Raw genomic sequence first — 16650 nt, forward strand, 5'->3', positions numbered from 1 at the left:
GTAACCGCCATGACCGATCAGCCCAAGGTTGTACCCAAGCAGTCCACCGAACTCGATGCCGAAGCGGTGGTCGCCTACCTGCGCGCCCACCCCACCTTCTTCGCCGAGCACGACGAGCTGCTGATCGAACAGCACATCCCGCACCAGCGTGGTGACAGCGTGTCGCTGGTGGAGCGCCAGCTCAAGCTGCTGCGTGACCGCAACATCGAAATGCGCCATCGTCTGTCGCAACTGATGGACGTGGCCCGCGACAACGACCGGCTGTTCGACAAGACCCGCCGGCTGATCCTTGACCTGCTGGATGCCGGCAGCCTGGAAGACGTGGTCATGGCGGTCGAAGACAGCCTGCGCCAGGAGTTCCAGGTGCCCTTCGTCAGCTTGATCCTGTTCGGCGACAACGTCGCGCCGGTCGGGCGCTGGGTCAGCAACGCCGAGGCCCAGCAGGCCATCGGCGCCCTGCTGGGCGGCGGCAAGACGGTCAGCGGCAACCTGCGCGAGCACGAGCTGGCCTTCCTGTTCGGCGAGGAACAGCGCCGGGAAGTAGGCTCCAGTGCCGTGGCCACCCTTGAGTACCAGGGGCTGCATGGGGTGCTGGCCATCGGCAGCCGCGACCCGCAACACTACAAGAGCAGCGTCGGCACCCTGTTCCTCGGCTACATCGCCGAAGTACTCGGCCGCGTTGTGCCACGCGTTACCCAGACCCTGCGCTCGGTACGCTGATGGAACGCCAGCTGGAGGCTTATTGCGCACACCTGCGCAACGAGCGCCAGGTATCGGAGCACACCTTGCTGGGCTACCGCCGTGACCTGGACAAGGTCATCGCCTACTGCAAGGAACACGGGATTGCCGACTGGCAGGCGCTGCAGATCCAGCAACTGCGCCAGCTGATCGCCCGCCTGCACCACCATGGCCAGTCTTCGCGCAGCCTGGCGCGGCTACTGTCGGCCGTGCGCGGCCTGTACCGCTACCTCAACCGCGAAGGCCTGTGCCAGCACGACCCAGCCACCGGCCTGAGCGCGCCCAAGGGTGAGCGCCGCTTGCCCAAGGTGCTGGACACCGACCGCGCTCTGCAATTGCTCGATGGCGGCGTCGACGACGACTTCATCGCCCGACGCGACCAGGCGATCCTTGAGCTGTTCTATTCGTCGGGCCTGCGCCTGTCCGAGCTGACCAACCTCGACCTCGATCACCTCGACCTCGCCGCCGGCCTGGTACAGGTACTGGGCAAGGGCGGCAAGGCCCGCGTACTGCCTGTTGGCCGCAAGGCGCGCGAGGCGCTGCAGGCGTGGTACCGCCTGCGCGGCATTGGCAACCCGCGCGACCGCGCGGTGTTCATTACCCGCCAGGGCAACCGCATCAGCCCCCAGGCCGTCCGGCTGCGGGTAAAGGCCGCCGGTGAGCGCGAGCTGGGCCAGCACCTGCACCCGCACATGCTTCGCCATTCCTTCGCCAGCCATGTGCTGGAATCGTCCCAGGACCTGCGTGCGGTGCAAGAGCTGCTCGGCCATGCCGACATCAGCACCACGCAGATCTACACCCACCTGGACTTCCAGCACCTGGCCGCGGTGTATGACAGCGCCCACCCTCGGGCCAAACGCAGCAAGGGCAATGACTCATGAGCATCAAGCTGATCACCTTCGACCTGGACGATACCCTGTGGGACACCGCGCCAGTGATTGCCACTGCCGAAGTCGTGCTGCGCGACTGGCTCGAAGCCAACGCCCCGATCCTTGGCGGCGTGCCGGTGGAGCACCTGTTCGCCATCCGCGAGCGCCTGGTACAAGCCGAGCCCGGCCTCAAGCACCGCATCAGCGCCCTGCGCCGGCGCGTGCTGTTCCATGCCTTGGAAGAGGTCGGCTACAGCGAGAAACATGCGCAGGAACTGGCCAACGAAGGTTTCGAAGTATTCCTGCATGCCCGCCATCAGGTGGAGATCTTCCCCGAAGTGCAACCGGTGCTGGAGATTCTGCGCCACCACTACACCCTGGGCGTGGTCACCAACGGCAACGCCGATGTGAGCCGGCTGGGGCTGGCGGACTACTTCCGCTTTGCCCTGTGCGCTGAGGACCTCGGTATCGGCAAGCCGGACCCGGCGCCGTTTCTGGAAGCCCTACGCCGTGGAGAATCGGAAGCCAGCGCGGCGGTGCACATTGGCGATCACCCCGGCGATGACATCGCTGGCGCCCAGCGCGCCGGTCTGCGTGCGGTATGGTTCAACCCACAGGGTAAGGCATGGGCGGGCGAACAGGCACCGGATGCCGAGATCCAGCGCCTGTCGCAGCTGCCCGACATCCTTTCGCGCTGGCGTTGAAGGCCCGGCCTGCACAGCAACCTGTTCTGAACAACAGGCACAAAAAAGCCCGCAGCGACGGCGGGCTTTTTTGCGATCAGCCACTCAGATAGGGCGGCTGCCGTACTTGTTGTCCGGCTTCTTGGGCGGGTCGGCGACCACGTTGGCCTCGACTTCCTGCACCTTGCCACCGCGCGAAAGGAACTCTTCCATCGCCTTGGCCAGGGCATCACGCTCTTTCTGCTTGGCTTCCATGCTCGGCATCTCGTCTACCGAGACCGCCGCCTTGGATTTGCCCTTGGCAGCGGGTGCCGGGCTGCTGTCGTCATCGCCAGCATCTTCGGCGCCGTCGTCAGCCGCCGCTTCGAGGCCTTCATCAGCCTCGTCTTCGTCGCCTACTTCGAGGTCATCATTTTCCAGATCGTCGTCGCTCATGTTCTACCTCATGACTTGCGAAAAGCAGGTTAGTTATAGACCAGTGCAGCCGTAGACCGGCAGCCACCAGTGAAAATTCAACTGGCCGTGGGTTAGGCCACTGCCCTTGGGTCGGCACTCCTGATGGGAGGCGGCACCCAGCAGGCCCTGCTCCTGGCAGGACCTGACAAATCCATTAACCCCTGCTGGCCACACGCTATTGGCAAGCCTAGCAAAGGCTGGCGAAGTGTGTGGACTACACGTCAAACACCCTTCGGCGCGCATTCTAGCGCGCCCGTGGAAAAAGCAAAGCTCCATAAACGCCCTACGACTTGTAAGTTTTTTACCTACGTCGCGAACGTGTCGAATAAACCGTTTGCCGAGCGCGAAATGCTGAAAATCTGACAAAAAAATGCCCGGCAAGCCGGGCAAATTTTTACCGCGTCGCAGTTACAGGTTGTAGCCGCGTTCGTTGTGCTGAGCCAGGTCGAGGCCGACCGACTCTTCTTCTTCGTTGACCCGCAGGCCCATCACCACATCCAGCACCTTGAGGATCACGTAGGTGACGATGGCGGTGTACACCACGGTGAAGATCACGCCCTTGGCCTGGATCCAGACCTGCATGCCGATGTCGGTGACGGTACCGAAGCCGCCCAGTGCAGGGGCTGCGAACACGCCGGTGAGGATGGCACCGATGATGCCGCCGATTCCGTGCACGCCGAAAGCGTCCAGCGAGTCGTCATAGCCCAGCTTGCGCTTGAGGGTGGTGGCGCAGAAGTAGCAGATCACACCCGACGCCAGGCCAATCACCAGAGCGCCCATCGGGCCCACGGTGCCTGCAGCCGGGGTAATGGCGACCAGGCCGGCAACCACACCCGAGGCGATGCCCAGGGCACTGGGTTTACCGTGGCCGATCCACTCGGCGAACATCCAGCCCAGTGCCGCAGCGGCAGTGGCGATCTGGGTGACCAGCATGGCCATGCCGGCGGTGCCGTTGGCCGCAGCGGCGGAGCCTGCGTTGAAGCCGAACCAGCCGATCCACAGCATGGCCGCACCCATCAGGGTATAGCCCAGGTTGTGCGGGGCCATCGGCGTGGTCGGGTAGCCTTTTCGCTTGCCCAGCACCAGGCAGCTGACCAGGCCTGCGATACCGGCGTTGATGTGCACCACGGTGCCGCCAGCGAAGTCCAGCACGCCCCAGTCCCACATCAGTGCGCCGTCACCACTCCACACCATGTGCGCGATAGGCGCATACACCAGGGTGAACCAGATACCCATGAACACCAGCATCGCGGAGAACTTCATGCGCTCGGCGAAGGCACCGACGATCAGCGCCGGGGTGATGATGGCAAATGTCATCTGGAAGGTGATGAATACCGCTTCAGGGAACAGCGCGGTGGCCGAGGTCAAGTTCTCGGGCGTTACGCCGCTGAGAAAGGCTTTGGAGAAACCGCCAACGAAGGAGTTGAAGTTGAGCACGCCCTTTTCCATACCGGTGGTATCGAAGGCCATGCTGTAGCCGTAAACGACCCAGAGAATGCTCATCAGGCCGGTGATTGCAAAGCACTGCATCATCACCGACAGCACGTTCTTGGAACGCACCATGCCGCCATAGAACAGGGCCAGGCCCGGAATGGTCATGAACAGCACCAGCGCCGTTGCGGTCAGCATCCAGGCGGTATCGCCGGAGTTCAGCGCTGGGGCAGCTTCCTCTGCCAGGGCAAGCCCGGGCATTACGAGGGACAATAGGGCTCCTAGCCCTGCGATCTTACGCAGAGTCATGTTGTTTTCTCCTGGGGCGTTGGGTTTGGTGAGGCTTTTTTGCTGCTTAGATCGCGTCGGTATCGGTTTCGCCGGTACGGATACGGATTGCCTGCTCCAGATTCACCACGAAAATCTTGCCGTCACCGATCTTGCCGGTGTTGGCTGCCTTGGTGATGGCTTCGATTACCCGATCAAGGTCCTTGTCATCGATGGCGACATCGATCTTCACCTTGGGCAGGAAATCGACCACATATTCAGCACCGCGATACAGCTCGGTGTGGCCCTTCTGCCGACCGAAGCCTTTGACTTCGGTGACGGTGATGCCCTGCACGCCGATTTCCGACAGCGACTCGCGCACGTCGTCCAGCTTGAACGGCTTGATGATGGCTGTGACTAGCTTCATGAAACTCTCTCCCGATTTGGTGGACTTGCCCCAGGAAAACAAACCCGTCTCAAGTCTAAGCGCAGCGCTTGGCTTTGTAACGCGTCGTCGGTATACGGCTCCGCGTGCGCACTGCCCGGTCACAAGGAACTGCATCAGTGCATGGCTCGTTCAGGTCTTTGCAGAAACCTTGCCAGTTCCGGCAAAGCACCGGAAAACAGTGGGTTATGTGAAACAGTCGGGATTGGCCAGTCGCCAGTATGGAAAACATGCACAATATCGGTGCGCGCTGGCAGGGCGTACTGCGCGAAAAATGTGCAGGGGGAGCGAGCCTGAGTGGCTGAATGGCCCGTGCTACACTGCCGACCACTTTCAGTTTCAGTGGACCGCCCCATGCTCGCGCCAAAAGCCCTTCTCGATGCCCTGAGCGATCAAGCCTCGCGCCTGTTCAGCAACGATACCGCCCAGCCCCGTGCAGAACTGGAAAGCCAGTTCAAGGTGCTGATGCAAGGTGCCTTCAGCAAGCTGGACTTGGTCAGCCGCGACGAATTCGACAGCCAGATGGTCGTGCTGGCGCGCACCCGCGCGCGCCTGGAAGCACTGGAAAAACAAGTAGCCGAGCTGGAAGCACGGCTGAACCCACAAGGTGAGTGAATGCAGCCCTCCAGCGCATACCCGGTATTGCTGTTTTCCTACGGCACATTGCAGGACAAAGCCGTGCAACTGGCCAACTTCGGCCGTGAGCTGAGCGGCCAGGCCGACCGTATGCTTGGCTACCGCCAGGACTGGGTCGAGATCACCGACCCGGGCGTACTGGCCGCCAGCGGCAAGTCCCATCACCCCATCGTTTCCCCCAGCAGCCAGGCCGACGACAGCGTGGCCGGCATGGTCTTCCAGATCAGCGAAGAAGAGCTGGCGGCGGCGGACCGCTATGAAGTCGCCGACTACAAGCGCGTCGCCGTCACCCTCGCCTCGGGCCTGACTGCCTGGGTTTATGTGCGCGCCTGAATCCCTCGGGCGCGGGTTGTTACACGGAGCGTTTCCCCATGAAAGTCAGCGCACGCAATGTTTTCGAAGGCAAAGTCACCCAAGTTCAGCCCGGTGCGGTCAATGCCGAAGTCGAGCTGACCCTCGGTGGTGGTGAAAAACTGGTGGCAGTGGTCACCATGGCCAGCCTGCATAACCTCAACATCAATGTCGGTAAAGACGCCGTGGCGCTGGTCAAGGCGCCTTGGGTGGTGCTGCTGACTGACGCTGCCGGTTACAAGCTGTCGGCCCGTAATGCCCTGGAAGGTGAAGTGGTACGGGTTGGCGATGGTGCTGTGAACGCCGAGGTAGTGCTGAAGCTGGCCGGTGGCACCGAGGTGTATGCCATCGTCACCCGCGAAGCCGTGCAGGAGCTGGGGCTGGCGCCAGGCGTGAAGGCCACCGCGCTGATCAAGGCCTCGCACATCATCCTTGGCGCCAAGCCCTGAATGAGAGGGGGCTGCTTTGCAGCCCCGGTCTAATTCATACAGGCCTGTTTCGGTGGCAACTCGCTGGCATGCAAGGTGCCGCGGAACAATGCCGCGCCACACTGGGTAAACAACGTCTTCACCCGGTTGTGCGAATTGAGGATCTCGGCCTGGATATCCTCGATGGCCGTATCCCCCGGCTGTAATCTGGCCGCCCGGTTGGCCCATTCGATGGCGGCAAAGCGGCTCTGCTTGCGGGTGCCGCGGCCCTGCATCCACGCCAGCCCCAGTTCGGCGCTGGCACGCCCGGCAATCCAAGGGTCCGGGTACTCCACCAGGCTCAGCAGGTAGGTAACTGCCTCGGCTCGCTCCTGTGCTTCACCAAACTGACGCAACAAAATCCCCAGGTGCAAACGTGCACGGGCATTGGTCTGCGCATTGCCCAGCGCGTCGACCAGCAGCTGCCTGACGGCCAGCATGGCACTGCGCTCACTCAGGTCCTCATCGCCATCCATGCGCAGGCAGGCCAGGTTGTACTTGGCCTGCCGGCTGCCCGCTTCCACCGCGCGCTGCAGCCAGTACTCGGCTGCCTCATCATCCAGGTAATGCGCCGGTGTGTTGGCCAAGCCGCCATTGTGCAGCTCGTACAGGCCCAGGGCGGCCCCAGGCAGGTTCAGTTCGGCGCAGCGTTCATACAGGTAGCAGGCCACTTCATGCCGGTTGGCTGCCCACAGCAACTTCGCCACCTCGAGCACCTCGAGCCCCGGTGCCTGACCCGCGCACTGGCGTTTCACCGCCCGCTGCGACCAAAGCCTTGCCTGCTCGACCGAGCGTGGCAGCCCCCACAGCCCGAACCGGTGCCCGGCAGCGCGCAATGCACAGGCGCCCGCATGGGAGCGGCCTTCACACAACCGCTCGATGGCGCTGCGCAACAGGTGTTTCTCATCCGTCATGCCTTTGCGCAGTATCAGTTCGACCAGGCAGCGAAATGGCTCGCCCATGGCACGGATGGCGCCGTGGTCGGTATTGCACGCAAAGCTCGCGGCAAAATCGCGCATTGCGCCGGCATGGTCTTGCACTGCACGGCTGCGCAGCGCCCCCCGCCAGGCCAGCACGACCGCGCTTTCTCGGGGCCTTTTCGGGCGTTGCGACCAGCTTTCGAACACCGGCTGCCATTCGGCAACGGCCTGCAACGGGTTGGCATGCGGCAGCATCAGCCTGCATTCGACGGCCATCCAGCGCAGCGCATTGCGCAAGCTTTCGTCCCAGGTTGAACACAACGGGCCATTGGCCAAAAGCTCAAGCGCATCGAAACTGCCACCCCAGCGGGGCTGCAGGTAAACGGCAATGGCCTGAATCGCTTCGAAGCATCCAGGGCGAGCGACCAGTGCATGGCGCAGCCAGTAATAGCGGGGGTCTTCGTTTTCATGATCGACCCGCCTGCCCAGGCAAGGCGGCAACGCCTGTGGCAGCTCAGCCAGGGGGAATACCCCATGCTTCACCAGCAAGGGCGCTGCGGCTTCCTGCACTTCCACATCAGCATGGGCACTGGGCCTGTAACGCGCTGGATGCCCCTGAAACAGTTCGATCAACCAGCCAGGCTCGCGCAGCTGCGCACTGATACGCAGCATGCCAATGGCCGCGGCCACGGGTTGTGCAGACCGGTCCATTGCACGCAACAGATGCGCGGTTGCGGTTTCACACATTTGCTCGACGGCCAGCACGCGGGCAGCGTTGCGTTGGCCCCCAACCTGCACCTGGCAGGCTCGGTGGAAGCAATGCATGCCCATGACCACTTGTGGGTGGTACGCCTTGGGGCAGGCGTCAATCCAGGCTTTGAGCGCTTGGCTCAGGGCCCTGTCACCCTGGTTTTCCAGGTCGACCAGCATGTGCCCTTCGATGGCAGCCAGGTAGGCCGGGAACTCGCCGAACGGGGCTTGGCGCCACCGTGCCTCAAGGCTGTCGAAAAAGCGGTTGAGTTCAACGAATGCACTGGCCTGTACCAGTTCGCGGATTACCTGGCGCGTGCGGGTAAGCGTTTGCACGGCGCAATACCTCAAGTCCATTTGAAAAAAGACGCGGTGCCATCCCATGGCAACTGCAATTGCCCAACAACACTAAGCCATACCTGGCGACTGCGCAAAGTCTATTGGATCCATTTTTGCCGGACGGCATCGAAACACAGGGAAAAACACTGCCCTGAAATACCAGGACGCATAGTTGTTGCGCCTGCCGTGGCAGTGCTGGCTATCCTTTGCACCTGCCGCAGGAAGCGGCCCTTTCCAGTGACAACGGAGTGTCCATGTCCCTAGCACTCGTCCACAGCCGCGCCCAAGTGGGCGTGCAGGCTCCAGCAGTCAGTGTCGAAACCCACCTGGCCAATGGCTTGCCCCATCTCACCCTAGTCGGCCTGCCGGAAACCACGGTCAAGGAAAGCAAGGACCGGGTGCGCAGTGCCATCGTCAATTCCGGGCTGAACTACCCGCAGCGTCGCATTACCCAAAACCTCGCCCCCGCCGACCTGCCCAAGGATGGCGGGCGTTACGACCTGGCCATTGCCTTGGGCATCCTCGCCGCCGACGGCCAGGTGCCGGTTGCCGCCCTTACCGAGGTCGAGTGCCTGGGCGAACTGGCGCTGTCTGGCAAACTGCGCCCGGTGCAGGGTGTGCTGCCGGCGGCACTGGCGGCGCGCGAGGCAGGCCGGGCACTGGTAGTACCACAGGAGAATGCCGAGGAAGCCAGCCTGGCAGGCGGGCTGGTGGTGTATGCGGTGGGGCACCTGTTGGAGCTGGTCGCCCACCTGAATGGCCAGGTGCCGCTGCCGCCGTATGCTGCCAACGGCCTGATCCTGCAGCAACGGCCTTACCCGGACCTGAGTGAAGTGCAGGGGCAGCTGGCGGCCAAGCGTGCCCTGTTGCTGGCGGCCGCCGGGGCACACAACCTGCTGTTCACCGGGCCTCCCGGCACCGGTAAAACGTTGCTTGCCAGCCGCTTGCCGGGGCTGCTGCCGCCGCTGGACGAGCACGAGGCGCTCGAAGTGGCGGCAATCCAGTCAATCAGCGGGCATGCACCGCTGAACAGCTGGCCGCAGCGGCCGTTCCGCCACCCTCATCACTCCGCCTCCGGCCCGGCGCTGGTCGGGGGCAGCTGTAGGTTTTCGAAATAGCTGCAAAAAAATCGAAATAAATGCGACTAGCTTGCGCTGCTGAAATCTAGCCGGGATGGTCCAACCAGGACCTGGTACCTATACTTTGCTGGTCAGAGGTGTAGAGCAGACCAATGAAGCGGACTATCGAAGGCTTGGCCCTAGCGGGATGGCATCTTTTAAGTCAGGCTCTCGAAGCAGTCAGGGCAGTAAACCAAGCGGAGAGTACGGGCGCTTCTCCCGAAGAAGTCCGGCGTCTAAAACTGTTGGCCGACTCCCTTTACGAGGCAGCTACCGATTACCAATTGCTGCTATCGGGTGATTTCAAGCCACCCACTCACTGAGAGACCAAAATGCCCAAGCAGCCTGCGGTGCTCTTTCCCGATCATCCGGCCTACACCGAGGCTGTTGACGCTATGCGCCGCTACCACGAAGCACAGAGTGCAGGGGCTTCGACTGAGGAAGTAAAGCGATTGCGCTTGCTGGCTGAGGCCTTGTTTCAGGCCGTGACGGATTATCAGCTTCGAGCTCTCGGTAGGCCAAGCGCAACCTTTCATTAAGCATGTAGTACCGGAGCATGCTCGCTGAACAGTCCGCGAGTAGTGATACCAATCTAACAGACGTCGGAGGTTGGTGATGACCGAGCCCAAAATGTGCTTTCCGAAGCGTATGTTCGTGAAATGCTTGGATGCTAGGGATAGGTCGGGAGACATCATAAATGAGCTCCCTGGCAACGTAATGGAAGCAATCGGCCTCAAGACAGGTGACACGCTGAGTGTTGAAAAGGTGGACGACGTCATCGTCCTAAGCCGACTCGAAACGCCCCCTCAACTGAGTGAGATCGAACGAGTTCTGCCCCCCGCACATACTGTGACCCTAGCTCTTCCCAGCTGAGCGAGCGACAGGTGAGCCTCATGTCCAAACGATTCCTAGAGGGCGTTCTCCTCTGAGCATTTAACAGAAAGAATTCTTTCTATTAAGTGTCTAGGAAACCAGGGGCGATTCACTGCTCAGCTTTCGGAACGGCTTCCAACCTCCCAAAGTACTTTGTGCCAACAATATCCGCGTGAGCGATCATTCGATCCGCATCTACCGACGTGTCGTAAAGGCGAAAAGCTGGCGTGTTGCACTTACGGAAGAGAATACCTCTGACATCCTGAGCGCTCATCGTAACGGCACCCAGAGAGTAAATCTCAGGATTCTTAGTACTTTTGCGTACATCGATAGCAGTGATATCAATCTCCTGCTCAAGGACTGGCTTCTGAGCCATCTCCATTTGCTAGAGCTATCTCCAGGGCATCTACGACGCTTCGAATCAGCTGCTCACTATGCGGCCAGGCTTTGATGAGATCTTGTACCTTCTGCGGCAGGTCATCGCTTGATGAGGCACCGCTTGCAAGCGGCACTGGCACTTGCAATATTTCGCAAACTTTCCGCAAATTTTTGCTAAGCAGAACACCTTCGCCACGCTCCATACGCGAGATCTGCGTGTAGTGAACACCTGCCTTTTCTCCCAGTATTTTCAATGACATGCCTCTTCGTTTTCGTGCCACCTTGATCTGGGAGCCGAGTAGCTTAATGTTCATCTGAGCCTGGTAAATTTGCAAAAAATATGCTATATATTTGCACATATTTTCACGATAGGCGAGACGCAAAATGGCTGTGTACGTGGACTCAGAAGGAATTCGTTGGAGGGGGCGCGAGTGGTGCCATTTGGTTGCAGATTCGCTCGATGAATTGCATACCTTCGCCGATCGTTTGGGGTTGAAACGCAGCTGGTTTCAATCCAAAACCCTCTACCCCCACTACGACGTCACAAAAACCGTTCGCACTCGAGCGCTAGCTTTGGGAGCTCAAGGGGCAGATCGTGAAACAATCGTAAGTTGCGCGAGACGAATGCGATCCGAGATGATCCAGCTCTACAGAGCTACCGCCGCTAGCGCATAGACTCATTGATTGAAAAGGATTTCAAATGCCCAGGCCTAAGCCGCAACCCATGCCTCTTTCTATCCCTGAGTATCGCCTCAAGGCCTGCAAGACAAACCAGTTCGAACAGACCGCAGAGGGATTTCAGCAGCTCAAATTTGGATACTTCGGTGAGGTCGGCGGCCTGCTGTCTGCCGTAAAAAAATCCGGTCGCGACAATCTCGCAGCGACAGTGACAGAGCTCGCGGCAGAGGAGCTAGGGGACGCGCTTTGGTACCTAATCAACGTTGCAGCGCTTGTTGATGTCGACCACAACCAGATAGGTGACAGCTGCCTGATCGCGCTGCGTAAGCAGTATGGTGAAACGGAACAAGAGCCGGTTGAGCCAGTGACCTTTCGCCACATCGACAGCTTGATGGAGGTTCGGAGAAAGCCGGACTCCATCGATCGCTCCACACAACTAGGTCGACTCGCAAATCATGCCGGCCAGATGGCAACGACGACGTATCAAGCCTACAAATCGATGGCACCTCACGTTCGTGCTTCGAACCTCGGCATGCACCTGGCTGAGCTCGCAGTGGCCTGTGCCAGCTTCGACTTGAGGTTAGAAGATGTTGCCCGCGCGAACCTGGACAAGATTCACAGCAGATGGCCAGGCGATGAAAAGTCTTTCCCTGCCCCTTTCGATGAAGGCTTTCCGGAGCACGAACGCTTTCCACCGATCATCGCCATGAAATTCATTGAGCGCGGTAAAGGGGCCAATGCCTATGTTGTTCAAAGCCTGCACGGGGTATTCATCGGCGACCGTCTGACGGACAACAGCAATGAACCTGATGACTATCGCTTCCACGACGTGTTCCACTTGGCATATCTGGCTTATCTGGGCTGGTCTCCTGTCCTCAGAGGGCTGCTCAAGCGCAAACGCAAGTCAGACCCCAAGAAAGATGAGAATGAGGATGGCGCTCGCGCCATGATCATTGAGGAAGGCATTGCCACCTGGATCTTCAACCACGCTAAAACTCACCGTTTCGACGGCGAGGACAAGCAACGCGGCCTGGACTACAACGTCCTCAAGCAGATCCGAAGCATGGTTGAAGGTTACGAGGTGGACAAATGCCAGCTTTGGCAATGGGAAACAGCGATTCTCAAAGGCTTCGAGGTATTCCGGCAATTGCAAAAGCACCGAAGCGGCACGGTTACCGTCGACGTCCTCAACCACACCATGCATTTTGATCTACCAACGAAGAATCCGCAGCCATGACCCCTACAGCTTTCGTGAACGCCTTGTCCGAGTTGAAACTGGACAACGTGTTTAACCCCTATGCCGATACCTGCCCGGTTCATGATCGCGCCGACGCCGTCGCGTCGCGTCGACGCAACCTGCGAGGCTATCTGAAGGCCGCTGCTGAGATCGGGGTGGATACGATCTGGATGGGGCGTGACCTGGGCTACCGCGGAGGACGACGTACAGGACTGGCACTAACCGATGAGTTTCATCTGCCGGAAATGACGCAGCGGTACCCAGGCTCGAATTTCAAGCAAGCAACACTGGGCCCCGCTATCGCGGAGCGCACTGCGTCTGAGATTTGGTCGGTACTTCGAGCCGTTGAGTTGCCGCCATTGCTGTGGAATGTGTTCCCGTTCCATCCTCACGAGCCAGGCAACCCATTCAGTAATCGAAAATTCACTGCGCGCGAACTTCAGCAAGTCGACGATCTGAATGGGACGCTGATCAAATGGCTGAAAGTGAAGCGAGTTGTCGCAATTGGCCAAGACGCCCTCAGCTATGCCAGCCGATTCGGCGTCGAGGTTGTGGGTATACGACACCCGAGCTATGGCGGGATCAAGGACTTCCGAAACGGAATGAGTGCACTCTATGGCATCCCCGTTGAAACCCTTGACCCCAAGCGCCAGGCGTCGCTCTTCTAAACCATCAGCCGAAGCTATTCAGTAAAGCCCTGGTGGCCTTTGCTCCACCGAGACTCTGCATGTCGAGAAGGGCATGCGTCGAAATTACCGTCAGAGGGCCGCGCTCAAACCCAGACTCGACAGCAACGAAATTGTGCAAGTTGTTCAGCCCAATCAGGTTGCCAAGTACCCTCTGGCCATACCAGTGCGATCTGTACATGGCCGTGAGATCGAGCTTGCCCTGGGTCACTTTGAAACTGAGATGGCTCAGGCAAGGCATGTTCCTGGGCATGTTACGATCAGCACCAGGGTCGTACAGCGGAAGCTCAAAGCCAAATCCGTCATCTTCAAGATCGAACTCGACATCTATGACACCCAGCTCGTAAACGGCCTGGTAGCACCGTCCGTCTTTAGATTTCTGGAGCTTGCGAACCAATGCTTCCAGCGGGTTGTAGGTGGTTTTCCCGTTACGAGCCACCCGCCGTATCATCCGTAGCGCATACGTGCCCCAGGTGCCCACTTTCTGCCCCCTGGTAATCGCATTTACGTACGAGTCGTAGAACGCAGGCCGCTTATCTAACTTGTACAGATTGTTGGGGAAGATGGTGCTGGCGACCGTTTGGACACTCAAGCCAGGCGAATGCTGCTGAAGCGCCGCATCCACTGCGCCGATGACATCGCGATCCTGAGCATTTAACTCGCCAGGAGATGCAATTTCCAGCACCAGGTTTCTTTCAGTGTTTCCTTTGCAGCCGGCCAAATGGCGAGCGGCAGCCAGCCAAGCTGGAACAATACGTTCACCGTGAATCAGAACTGCCATGTTCTACTCCAAATGCGCACGCAGCGTGCGACTCGATGTAAGCGGCGGATATCCAGGCATGGCCATTGAGCCCCCATGCCTCTCCCCAGGTATTTCTAATCAGGAACCAAGGCTGTGAGCCTTCGTCATAGCCCAGGCCGACGGCAACGACCGCGTGCATCATCGCACCCGGCAATACTGTCGGACTGAAAGAGATGACTCCATCCACAGGCTGGTAGAAGTCGAGCGTCAATTTCAACGCCAAGCCCATAGGTACCATGGCCTGCATACTGCCAATCAGATGCCCAACATCTGCAGCGAAGAATTTGATTGAGCGCCCATGCAGCGCAAGATCCTCTGGAAGCGCCTCAAGCGGAACCTGAGGCTCATCAGCCTGGTAGGGGTACTCGCGCTCTGTAGGATGACCGAGCTGCGAGGCTTCAATTGCTGCAGGAATCTGCAATCCGTCTCCAGGCTTCCAGCCAGGAATTCTCGAGAGCGTTGCTCGGTAAAAATACTCTGGTCCGAGATCTTCATCCACGAATGACCTGTTGAGATCGGTCACTGCAAACGCCAAACACGTCGGACGGTTACCTTGGTTCTTGGCTGCGACTGGCTGCTTGTCGACGAGGCACTCCACCGTGATCACGAATTCCGAACCTCTTCGATCAGAGCCCACTTGGATTCGCGCGAAAGCCCTTCCGCCATGGGCTCGAAGTGAGCCTTGGAAGAGTAGGACGCATCTCCAGGCTGCTTGCCTTCCCACGGCCGAATCTCGGAAAGAGCCACGGCCTGAGGAGCGGCATAACTTTCAGATGCGCCTGTCAGCAGGTAATCCATTGGGGTCTCGGCCCCGAAGGTCAGCCTACTCGGATCAACTGGCGCAGATGGCGCCGGCTGCAATGTGAAGCCTTCAGACACGATCTGATCAACAGAATCAGCGAGCCACAAGAAGCCCGCACTGGCATGGCTTTTCAGGCGGATGATCAGATGATCATCGGGACGGGGCTCTAGAACAGAGGACTGGTCACGCTCATCGAAGACCCAGACGTCCTTTGTAGCGTCAGGGAGCGGGCCATTAAACAAAACCTGTTTGATCGCAGATGGCTGAGTCTTGAGCAAGCGTTGGACGGTGTCGTAATCAACCAGCTGGTGACGCAGCAGTGACCACGCAGCAGCGGAATAGCTCACGCCTAGCCGGAGGGCGAGCTGATAGAGATTGAAGGGTTCGTGCAGGGATCTGATGTTCCAGCCTTTCCGCTTACAAACAATGGTCAGTAGCGCGCGTGGTACTAGAAGGTGATAGCCAAACGCCTCCGCTTCCTGCTCCATTTCAGCAGCCTTGGAGCCGTACTCGATAATCTCATCAAGGGCAGTGTTATGGCCCATGAAGTAGTGACCCAATTCATGTGCGCAAGTCATGTGGATCAGGCCTGCGGACCGGGCCGAGTTCAACAAGATGCCTGATCGCTCATCGCGGATGAATGCGCCAAGCAGCTTGTCCATAGGACGGAGTGCCACAGACAGCCCCTCGGTGGCGGCAACCTTGAAAGGGTCCACCCGGGTGTATCCGTCCTGTTCAATACGCTCCATAGCGCGGGACTTTTCGAAAACCTCAGCAGCCATCCTCGCTGTCGTCAGCGCTATGTTGCGACGGGCCATGCGTTACTCCATATCTCTTCGCGCCGACTGCTTCAGAAATTCAGCAAAGCGAGCGACTTCTTCCAGATCTTTATCTGACAGGCCTTTAACGGCCCTCGCCAGGAACGCCAGCTGCTGTGGAGCTTCTGGCTCCGGCTCCACCCCAGTCGTTAGATAATCCAGCGTGCGACGGTAGAGCTTTGCCAGCTTGCTGAGCTCAAGAGCCTCGACTTTTCGAACACCTAACTCAATATTGGTGATAGAGGGGCGCGGGAGCCCTAACACAGATGCGACGTCATCCTGCGAAAGCCCCACGTACTCCCGAGCCCTACGCAGCCGGTCACCTATCTGGTTGCGTTCGCCTTGCCGATCCTCAGCCACCGGCGCCCCCTTCGAGATGCTTCAGCACCCCATTTGTGATTTCTGTAACGAACTGCTGCCTGGAGGTGTACCCACCGTGACGGACGATCAGCTCAACAGGCAGCTTGCAGTTCACAATTTTATCGATCCCAACGAACGCATCGCACGCAGCAATCGAATCAAGCGGCGCACCGAGATCATCGGTAGCCAATGGATCTTCAAGTATCTCCAGCGCTCGCTTGTCCCAGAAGTCGCCAAGCAGCTTTTCGATTTCGACCTTGACCTTTACGCTCACAGTGTTCACCCCGTAAGAAAATCGAACAGTCTTCGTAACGAAAAGCTACATCAAGGTGTGGCGGGTTTCAAGCCACCACGCAGCTGCGCTCATCACAGCATACTAAGCCATATGCAATATTAAAATGGCATCACATCAGACAGATGAGCACACGCTAACCCAGGAAAAGCAGAACTAAACCACCCTGCGACCTAGGCGCCTCGGGTCGACTGGGCCACTCGCGCATCGCCATCCCACATTCATCACGCAACAATAGGTACAGATCCCGACAA

General features: G+C 59.3%; 20 protein-coding genes and 1 pseudogene. 11 read left to right on the forward strand and 10 right to left on the reverse strand.

Features of this window, described 5'->3' with window-relative positions:
* Positions 1-9 precede the first annotated feature (9 nt).
* The 3 genes from Q9451_RS30460 to Q9451_RS30470 are packed head-to-tail and all read left to right on the forward strand — an operon-like array spanning position 10 to position 2311.
* Positions 10-720: a DUF484 family protein gene (locus tag Q9451_RS30460; protein WP_012274781.1), complete on the forward strand. Its 711-nt coding sequence runs from the start codon at positions 10-12 to the stop codon at positions 718-720.
* The gene (xerC, locus tag Q9451_RS30465; protein WP_012274782.1) at positions 720-1619 is read left to right on the forward strand and encodes a tyrosine recombinase XerC; all 900 of its coding nucleotides are present in this window, start codon (positions 720-722) and stop codon (positions 1617-1619) included. The genes Q9451_RS30460 and xerC overlap by 1 nt, the downstream gene beginning before the upstream one ends.
* Positions 1616-2311 (forward strand): HAD family hydrolase, encoded by a 696-nt coding sequence (locus Q9451_RS30470; RefSeq protein WP_012274783.1) that lies wholly within the window; start codon positions 1616-1618, stop codon positions 2309-2311. The genes xerC and Q9451_RS30470 overlap by 4 nt, the downstream gene beginning before the upstream one ends.
* A gap of 84 nt (positions 2312-2395) precedes the next feature.
* Here Q9451_RS30470 and sutA read toward each other — a convergent pair whose 3' ends face one another.
* The 3 genes from sutA to glnK all read right to left on the reverse strand — a co-directional run bounded on the left by sutA (position 2396) and on the right by glnK (position 4871).
* The gene (sutA, locus tag Q9451_RS30475) at positions 2396-2725 is read right to left on the reverse strand and encodes a transcriptional regulator SutA (protein WP_011536349.1); all 330 of its coding nucleotides are present in this window, start codon (positions 2723-2725) and stop codon (positions 2396-2398) included.
* Positions 2726-3154: 429 nt separating this feature from the next.
* Positions 3155-4486 carry an ammonium transporter gene (locus Q9451_RS30480; RefSeq protein WP_012274784.1) on the reverse strand — a complete coding sequence of 444 codons (1332 nt, stop codon included), beginning with the start codon at positions 4484-4486 and terminating at the stop codon, positions 3155-3157.
* A 46-nt stretch (positions 4487-4532) separates the two neighbouring features.
* Positions 4533-4871, reverse strand: coding sequence for a P-II family nitrogen regulator (gene glnK, locus Q9451_RS30485; protein ID WP_002555808.1), 339 nt, complete (start codon positions 4869-4871; stop codon positions 4533-4535).
* A 372-nt stretch (positions 4872-5243) separates the two neighbouring features.
* Between glnK and Q9451_RS30490 the strand changes: the two genes are divergently transcribed.
* The 3 genes from Q9451_RS30490 to Q9451_RS30500 are packed head-to-tail and all read left to right on the forward strand — an operon-like array spanning position 5244 to position 6325.
* A complete protein-coding gene (locus tag Q9451_RS30490) occupies positions 5244-5504 on the forward strand; it encodes an accessory factor UbiK family protein (protein ID WP_041166618.1) in 261 nt (86 codons plus the stop codon).
* On the forward strand, positions 5505-5858 hold the full coding sequence (locus Q9451_RS30495; protein WP_012274786.1) for a gamma-glutamylcyclotransferase family protein: 354 nt from the start codon (positions 5505-5507) through the stop codon (positions 5856-5858). It begins immediately after the preceding gene.
* A gap of 38 nt (positions 5859-5896) precedes the next feature.
* Positions 5897-6325 (forward strand): TOBE domain-containing protein, encoded by a 429-nt coding sequence (locus tag Q9451_RS30500; protein ID WP_012274787.1) that lies wholly within the window; start codon positions 5897-5899, stop codon positions 6323-6325.
* Between the two features lie 29 nt (positions 6326-6354).
* Here the strand turns inward: Q9451_RS30500 and Q9451_RS30505 are convergent, their stop codons facing one another.
* Positions 6355-8349: a DUF4034 domain-containing protein gene (locus Q9451_RS30505; protein WP_012274788.1), complete on the reverse strand. Its 1995-nt coding sequence runs from the start codon at positions 8347-8349 to the stop codon at positions 6355-6357.
* Positions 8350-8606: 257 nt separating this feature from the next.
* On the opposite strand from Q9451_RS30505, the pseudogene Q9451_RS30510 reads away from it, so the two are divergent.
* Both Q9451_RS30510 and Q9451_RS30515 read left to right on the forward strand, forming a co-directional pair.
* Positions 8607-9449, forward strand: a pseudogene (locus tag Q9451_RS30510) (magnesium chelatase domain-containing protein); the annotation flags it as partial.
* Positions 9450-9802: 353 nt separating this feature from the next.
* On the forward strand, positions 9803-10009 hold the full coding sequence (locus Q9451_RS30515; RefSeq protein ID WP_345960836.1) for a hypothetical protein: 207 nt from the start codon (positions 9803-9805) through the stop codon (positions 10007-10009).
* Between the two features lie 687 nt (positions 10010-10696).
* Here Q9451_RS30515 and Q9451_RS30520 read toward each other — a convergent pair.
* On the reverse strand, positions 10697-11035 hold the full coding sequence (locus Q9451_RS30520) for a helix-turn-helix transcriptional regulator (RefSeq protein ID WP_345960837.1): 339 nt from the start codon (positions 11033-11035) through the stop codon (positions 10697-10699).
* A gap of 70 nt (positions 11036-11105) precedes the next feature.
* Between Q9451_RS30520 and Q9451_RS30525 the strand changes: the two genes are divergently transcribed.
* From Q9451_RS30525 to Q9451_RS30535, 3 genes are read left to right on the forward strand one after another with little or no spacing between them, the layout of a single operon-like run.
* Entirely contained in the window at positions 11106-11396 is a 291-nt protein-coding gene (locus Q9451_RS30525; protein WP_015272266.1) for a DUF4031 domain-containing protein, read from the forward strand.
* A 25-nt stretch (positions 11397-11421) separates the two neighbouring features.
* Complete coding sequence (locus Q9451_RS30530; protein WP_345960838.1) at positions 11422-12636, forward strand: nucleoside triphosphate pyrophosphohydrolase family protein; 1215 nt, start codon at positions 11422-11424, stop codon at positions 12634-12636.
* On the forward strand, positions 12633-13304 hold the full coding sequence (locus tag Q9451_RS30535; RefSeq protein ID WP_015272268.1) for a uracil-DNA glycosylase: 672 nt from the start codon (positions 12633-12635) through the stop codon (positions 13302-13304). Before Q9451_RS30530 ends, Q9451_RS30535 begins: the two co-directional genes overlap by 4 nt.
* 4 nt (positions 13305-13308) lie before the next feature.
* Here Q9451_RS30535 and Q9451_RS30540 read toward each other — a convergent pair whose 3' ends face one another.
* The 5 genes from Q9451_RS30540 to Q9451_RS30560 form a co-directional block, all read right to left on the reverse strand.
* Positions 13309-14103: a hypothetical protein gene (locus tag Q9451_RS30540; protein ID WP_345960839.1), complete on the reverse strand. Its 795-nt coding sequence runs from the start codon at positions 14101-14103 to the stop codon at positions 13309-13311.
* Complete coding sequence (locus Q9451_RS30545; protein ID WP_345960840.1) at positions 14081-14647, reverse strand: C1 family peptidase; 567 nt, start codon at positions 14645-14647, stop codon at positions 14081-14083. The genes Q9451_RS30540 and Q9451_RS30545 overlap by 23 nt, the downstream gene beginning before the upstream one ends.
* A gap of 80 nt (positions 14648-14727) precedes the next feature.
* Positions 14728-15744, reverse strand: a complete 1017-nt coding sequence (locus Q9451_RS30550; protein ID WP_345960841.1) for an ImmA/IrrE family metallo-endopeptidase — start codon at positions 15742-15744, stop codon at positions 14728-14730.
* A gap of 3 nt (positions 15745-15747) precedes the next feature.
* The gene (locus Q9451_RS30555; protein WP_345960842.1) at positions 15748-16104 is read right to left on the reverse strand and encodes a helix-turn-helix transcriptional regulator; all 357 of its coding nucleotides are present in this window, start codon (positions 16102-16104) and stop codon (positions 15748-15750) included.
* Complete coding sequence (locus Q9451_RS30560; RefSeq protein WP_099594231.1) at positions 16097-16378, reverse strand: hypothetical protein; 282 nt, start codon at positions 16376-16378, stop codon at positions 16097-16099. Before Q9451_RS30560 ends, Q9451_RS30555 begins: the two co-directional genes overlap by 8 nt.
* Positions 16379-16650: the final 272 nt, after the last annotated feature.

Source organism: Pseudomonas sp. NY8896 (assembly GCF_039634505.1).

Bases quoted from the DNA above. Each gene is read 5' to 3' on its own strand.
- Q9451_RS30490 (WP_041166618.1), top strand. From the start codon at position 5,244: ATGCTCGCGCCAAAAGCCCTTCTCGATGCCCTGAGCGATCAAGCCTCG.
- Q9451_RS30495 (WP_012274786.1), top strand. From the start codon at position 5,505: ATGCAGCCCTCCAGCGCATACCCGGTATTGCTGTTTTCCTACGGCACA.
- xerC (WP_012274782.1), top strand. From the start codon at position 720: ATGGAACGCCAGCTGGAGGCTTATTGCGCACACCTGCGCAACGAGCGC.
- Q9451_RS30550 (WP_345960841.1), bottom strand. From the start codon at position 15,744: ATGGCCCGTCGCAACATAGCGCTGACGACAGCGAGGATGGCTGCTGAG.
- glnK (WP_002555808.1), bottom strand. From the start codon at position 4,871: ATGAAGCTAGTCACAGCCATCATCAAGCCGTTCAAGCTGGACGACGTG.
- Q9451_RS30535 (WP_015272268.1), top strand. From the start codon at position 12,633: ATGACCCCTACAGCTTTCGTGAACGCCTTGTCCGAGTTGAAACTGGAC.
- Q9451_RS30540 (WP_345960839.1), bottom strand. From the start codon at position 14,103: ATGGCAGTTCTGATTCACGGTGAACGTATTGTTCCAGCTTGGCTGGCT.
- Q9451_RS30515 (WP_345960836.1), top strand. From the start codon at position 9,803: ATGCCCAAGCAGCCTGCGGTGCTCTTTCCCGATCATCCGGCCTACACC.
- Q9451_RS30520 (WP_345960837.1), bottom strand. From the start codon at position 11,035: ATGAACATTAAGCTACTCGGCTCCCAGATCAAGGTGGCACGAAAACGA.
- Q9451_RS30460 (WP_012274781.1), top strand. From the start codon at position 10: ATGACCGATCAGCCCAAGGTTGTACCCAAGCAGTCCACCGAACTCGAT.
- Q9451_RS30470 (WP_012274783.1), top strand. From the start codon at position 1,616: ATGAGCATCAAGCTGATCACCTTCGACCTGGACGATACCCTGTGGGAC.
- sutA (WP_011536349.1), bottom strand. From the start codon at position 2,725: ATGAGCGACGACGATCTGGAAAATGATGACCTCGAAGTAGGCGACGAA.
- Q9451_RS30480 (WP_012274784.1), bottom strand. From the start codon at position 4,486: ATGACTCTGCGTAAGATCGCAGGGCTAGGAGCCCTATTGTCCCTCGTA.
- Q9451_RS30530 (WP_345960838.1), top strand. From the start codon at position 11,422: ATGCCCAGGCCTAAGCCGCAACCCATGCCTCTTTCTATCCCTGAGTAT.
- Q9451_RS30525 (WP_015272266.1), top strand. From the start codon at position 11,106: ATGGCTGTGTACGTGGACTCAGAAGGAATTCGTTGGAGGGGGCGCGAG.
- Q9451_RS30500 (WP_012274787.1), top strand. From the start codon at position 5,897: ATGAAAGTCAGCGCACGCAATGTTTTCGAAGGCAAAGTCACCCAAGTT.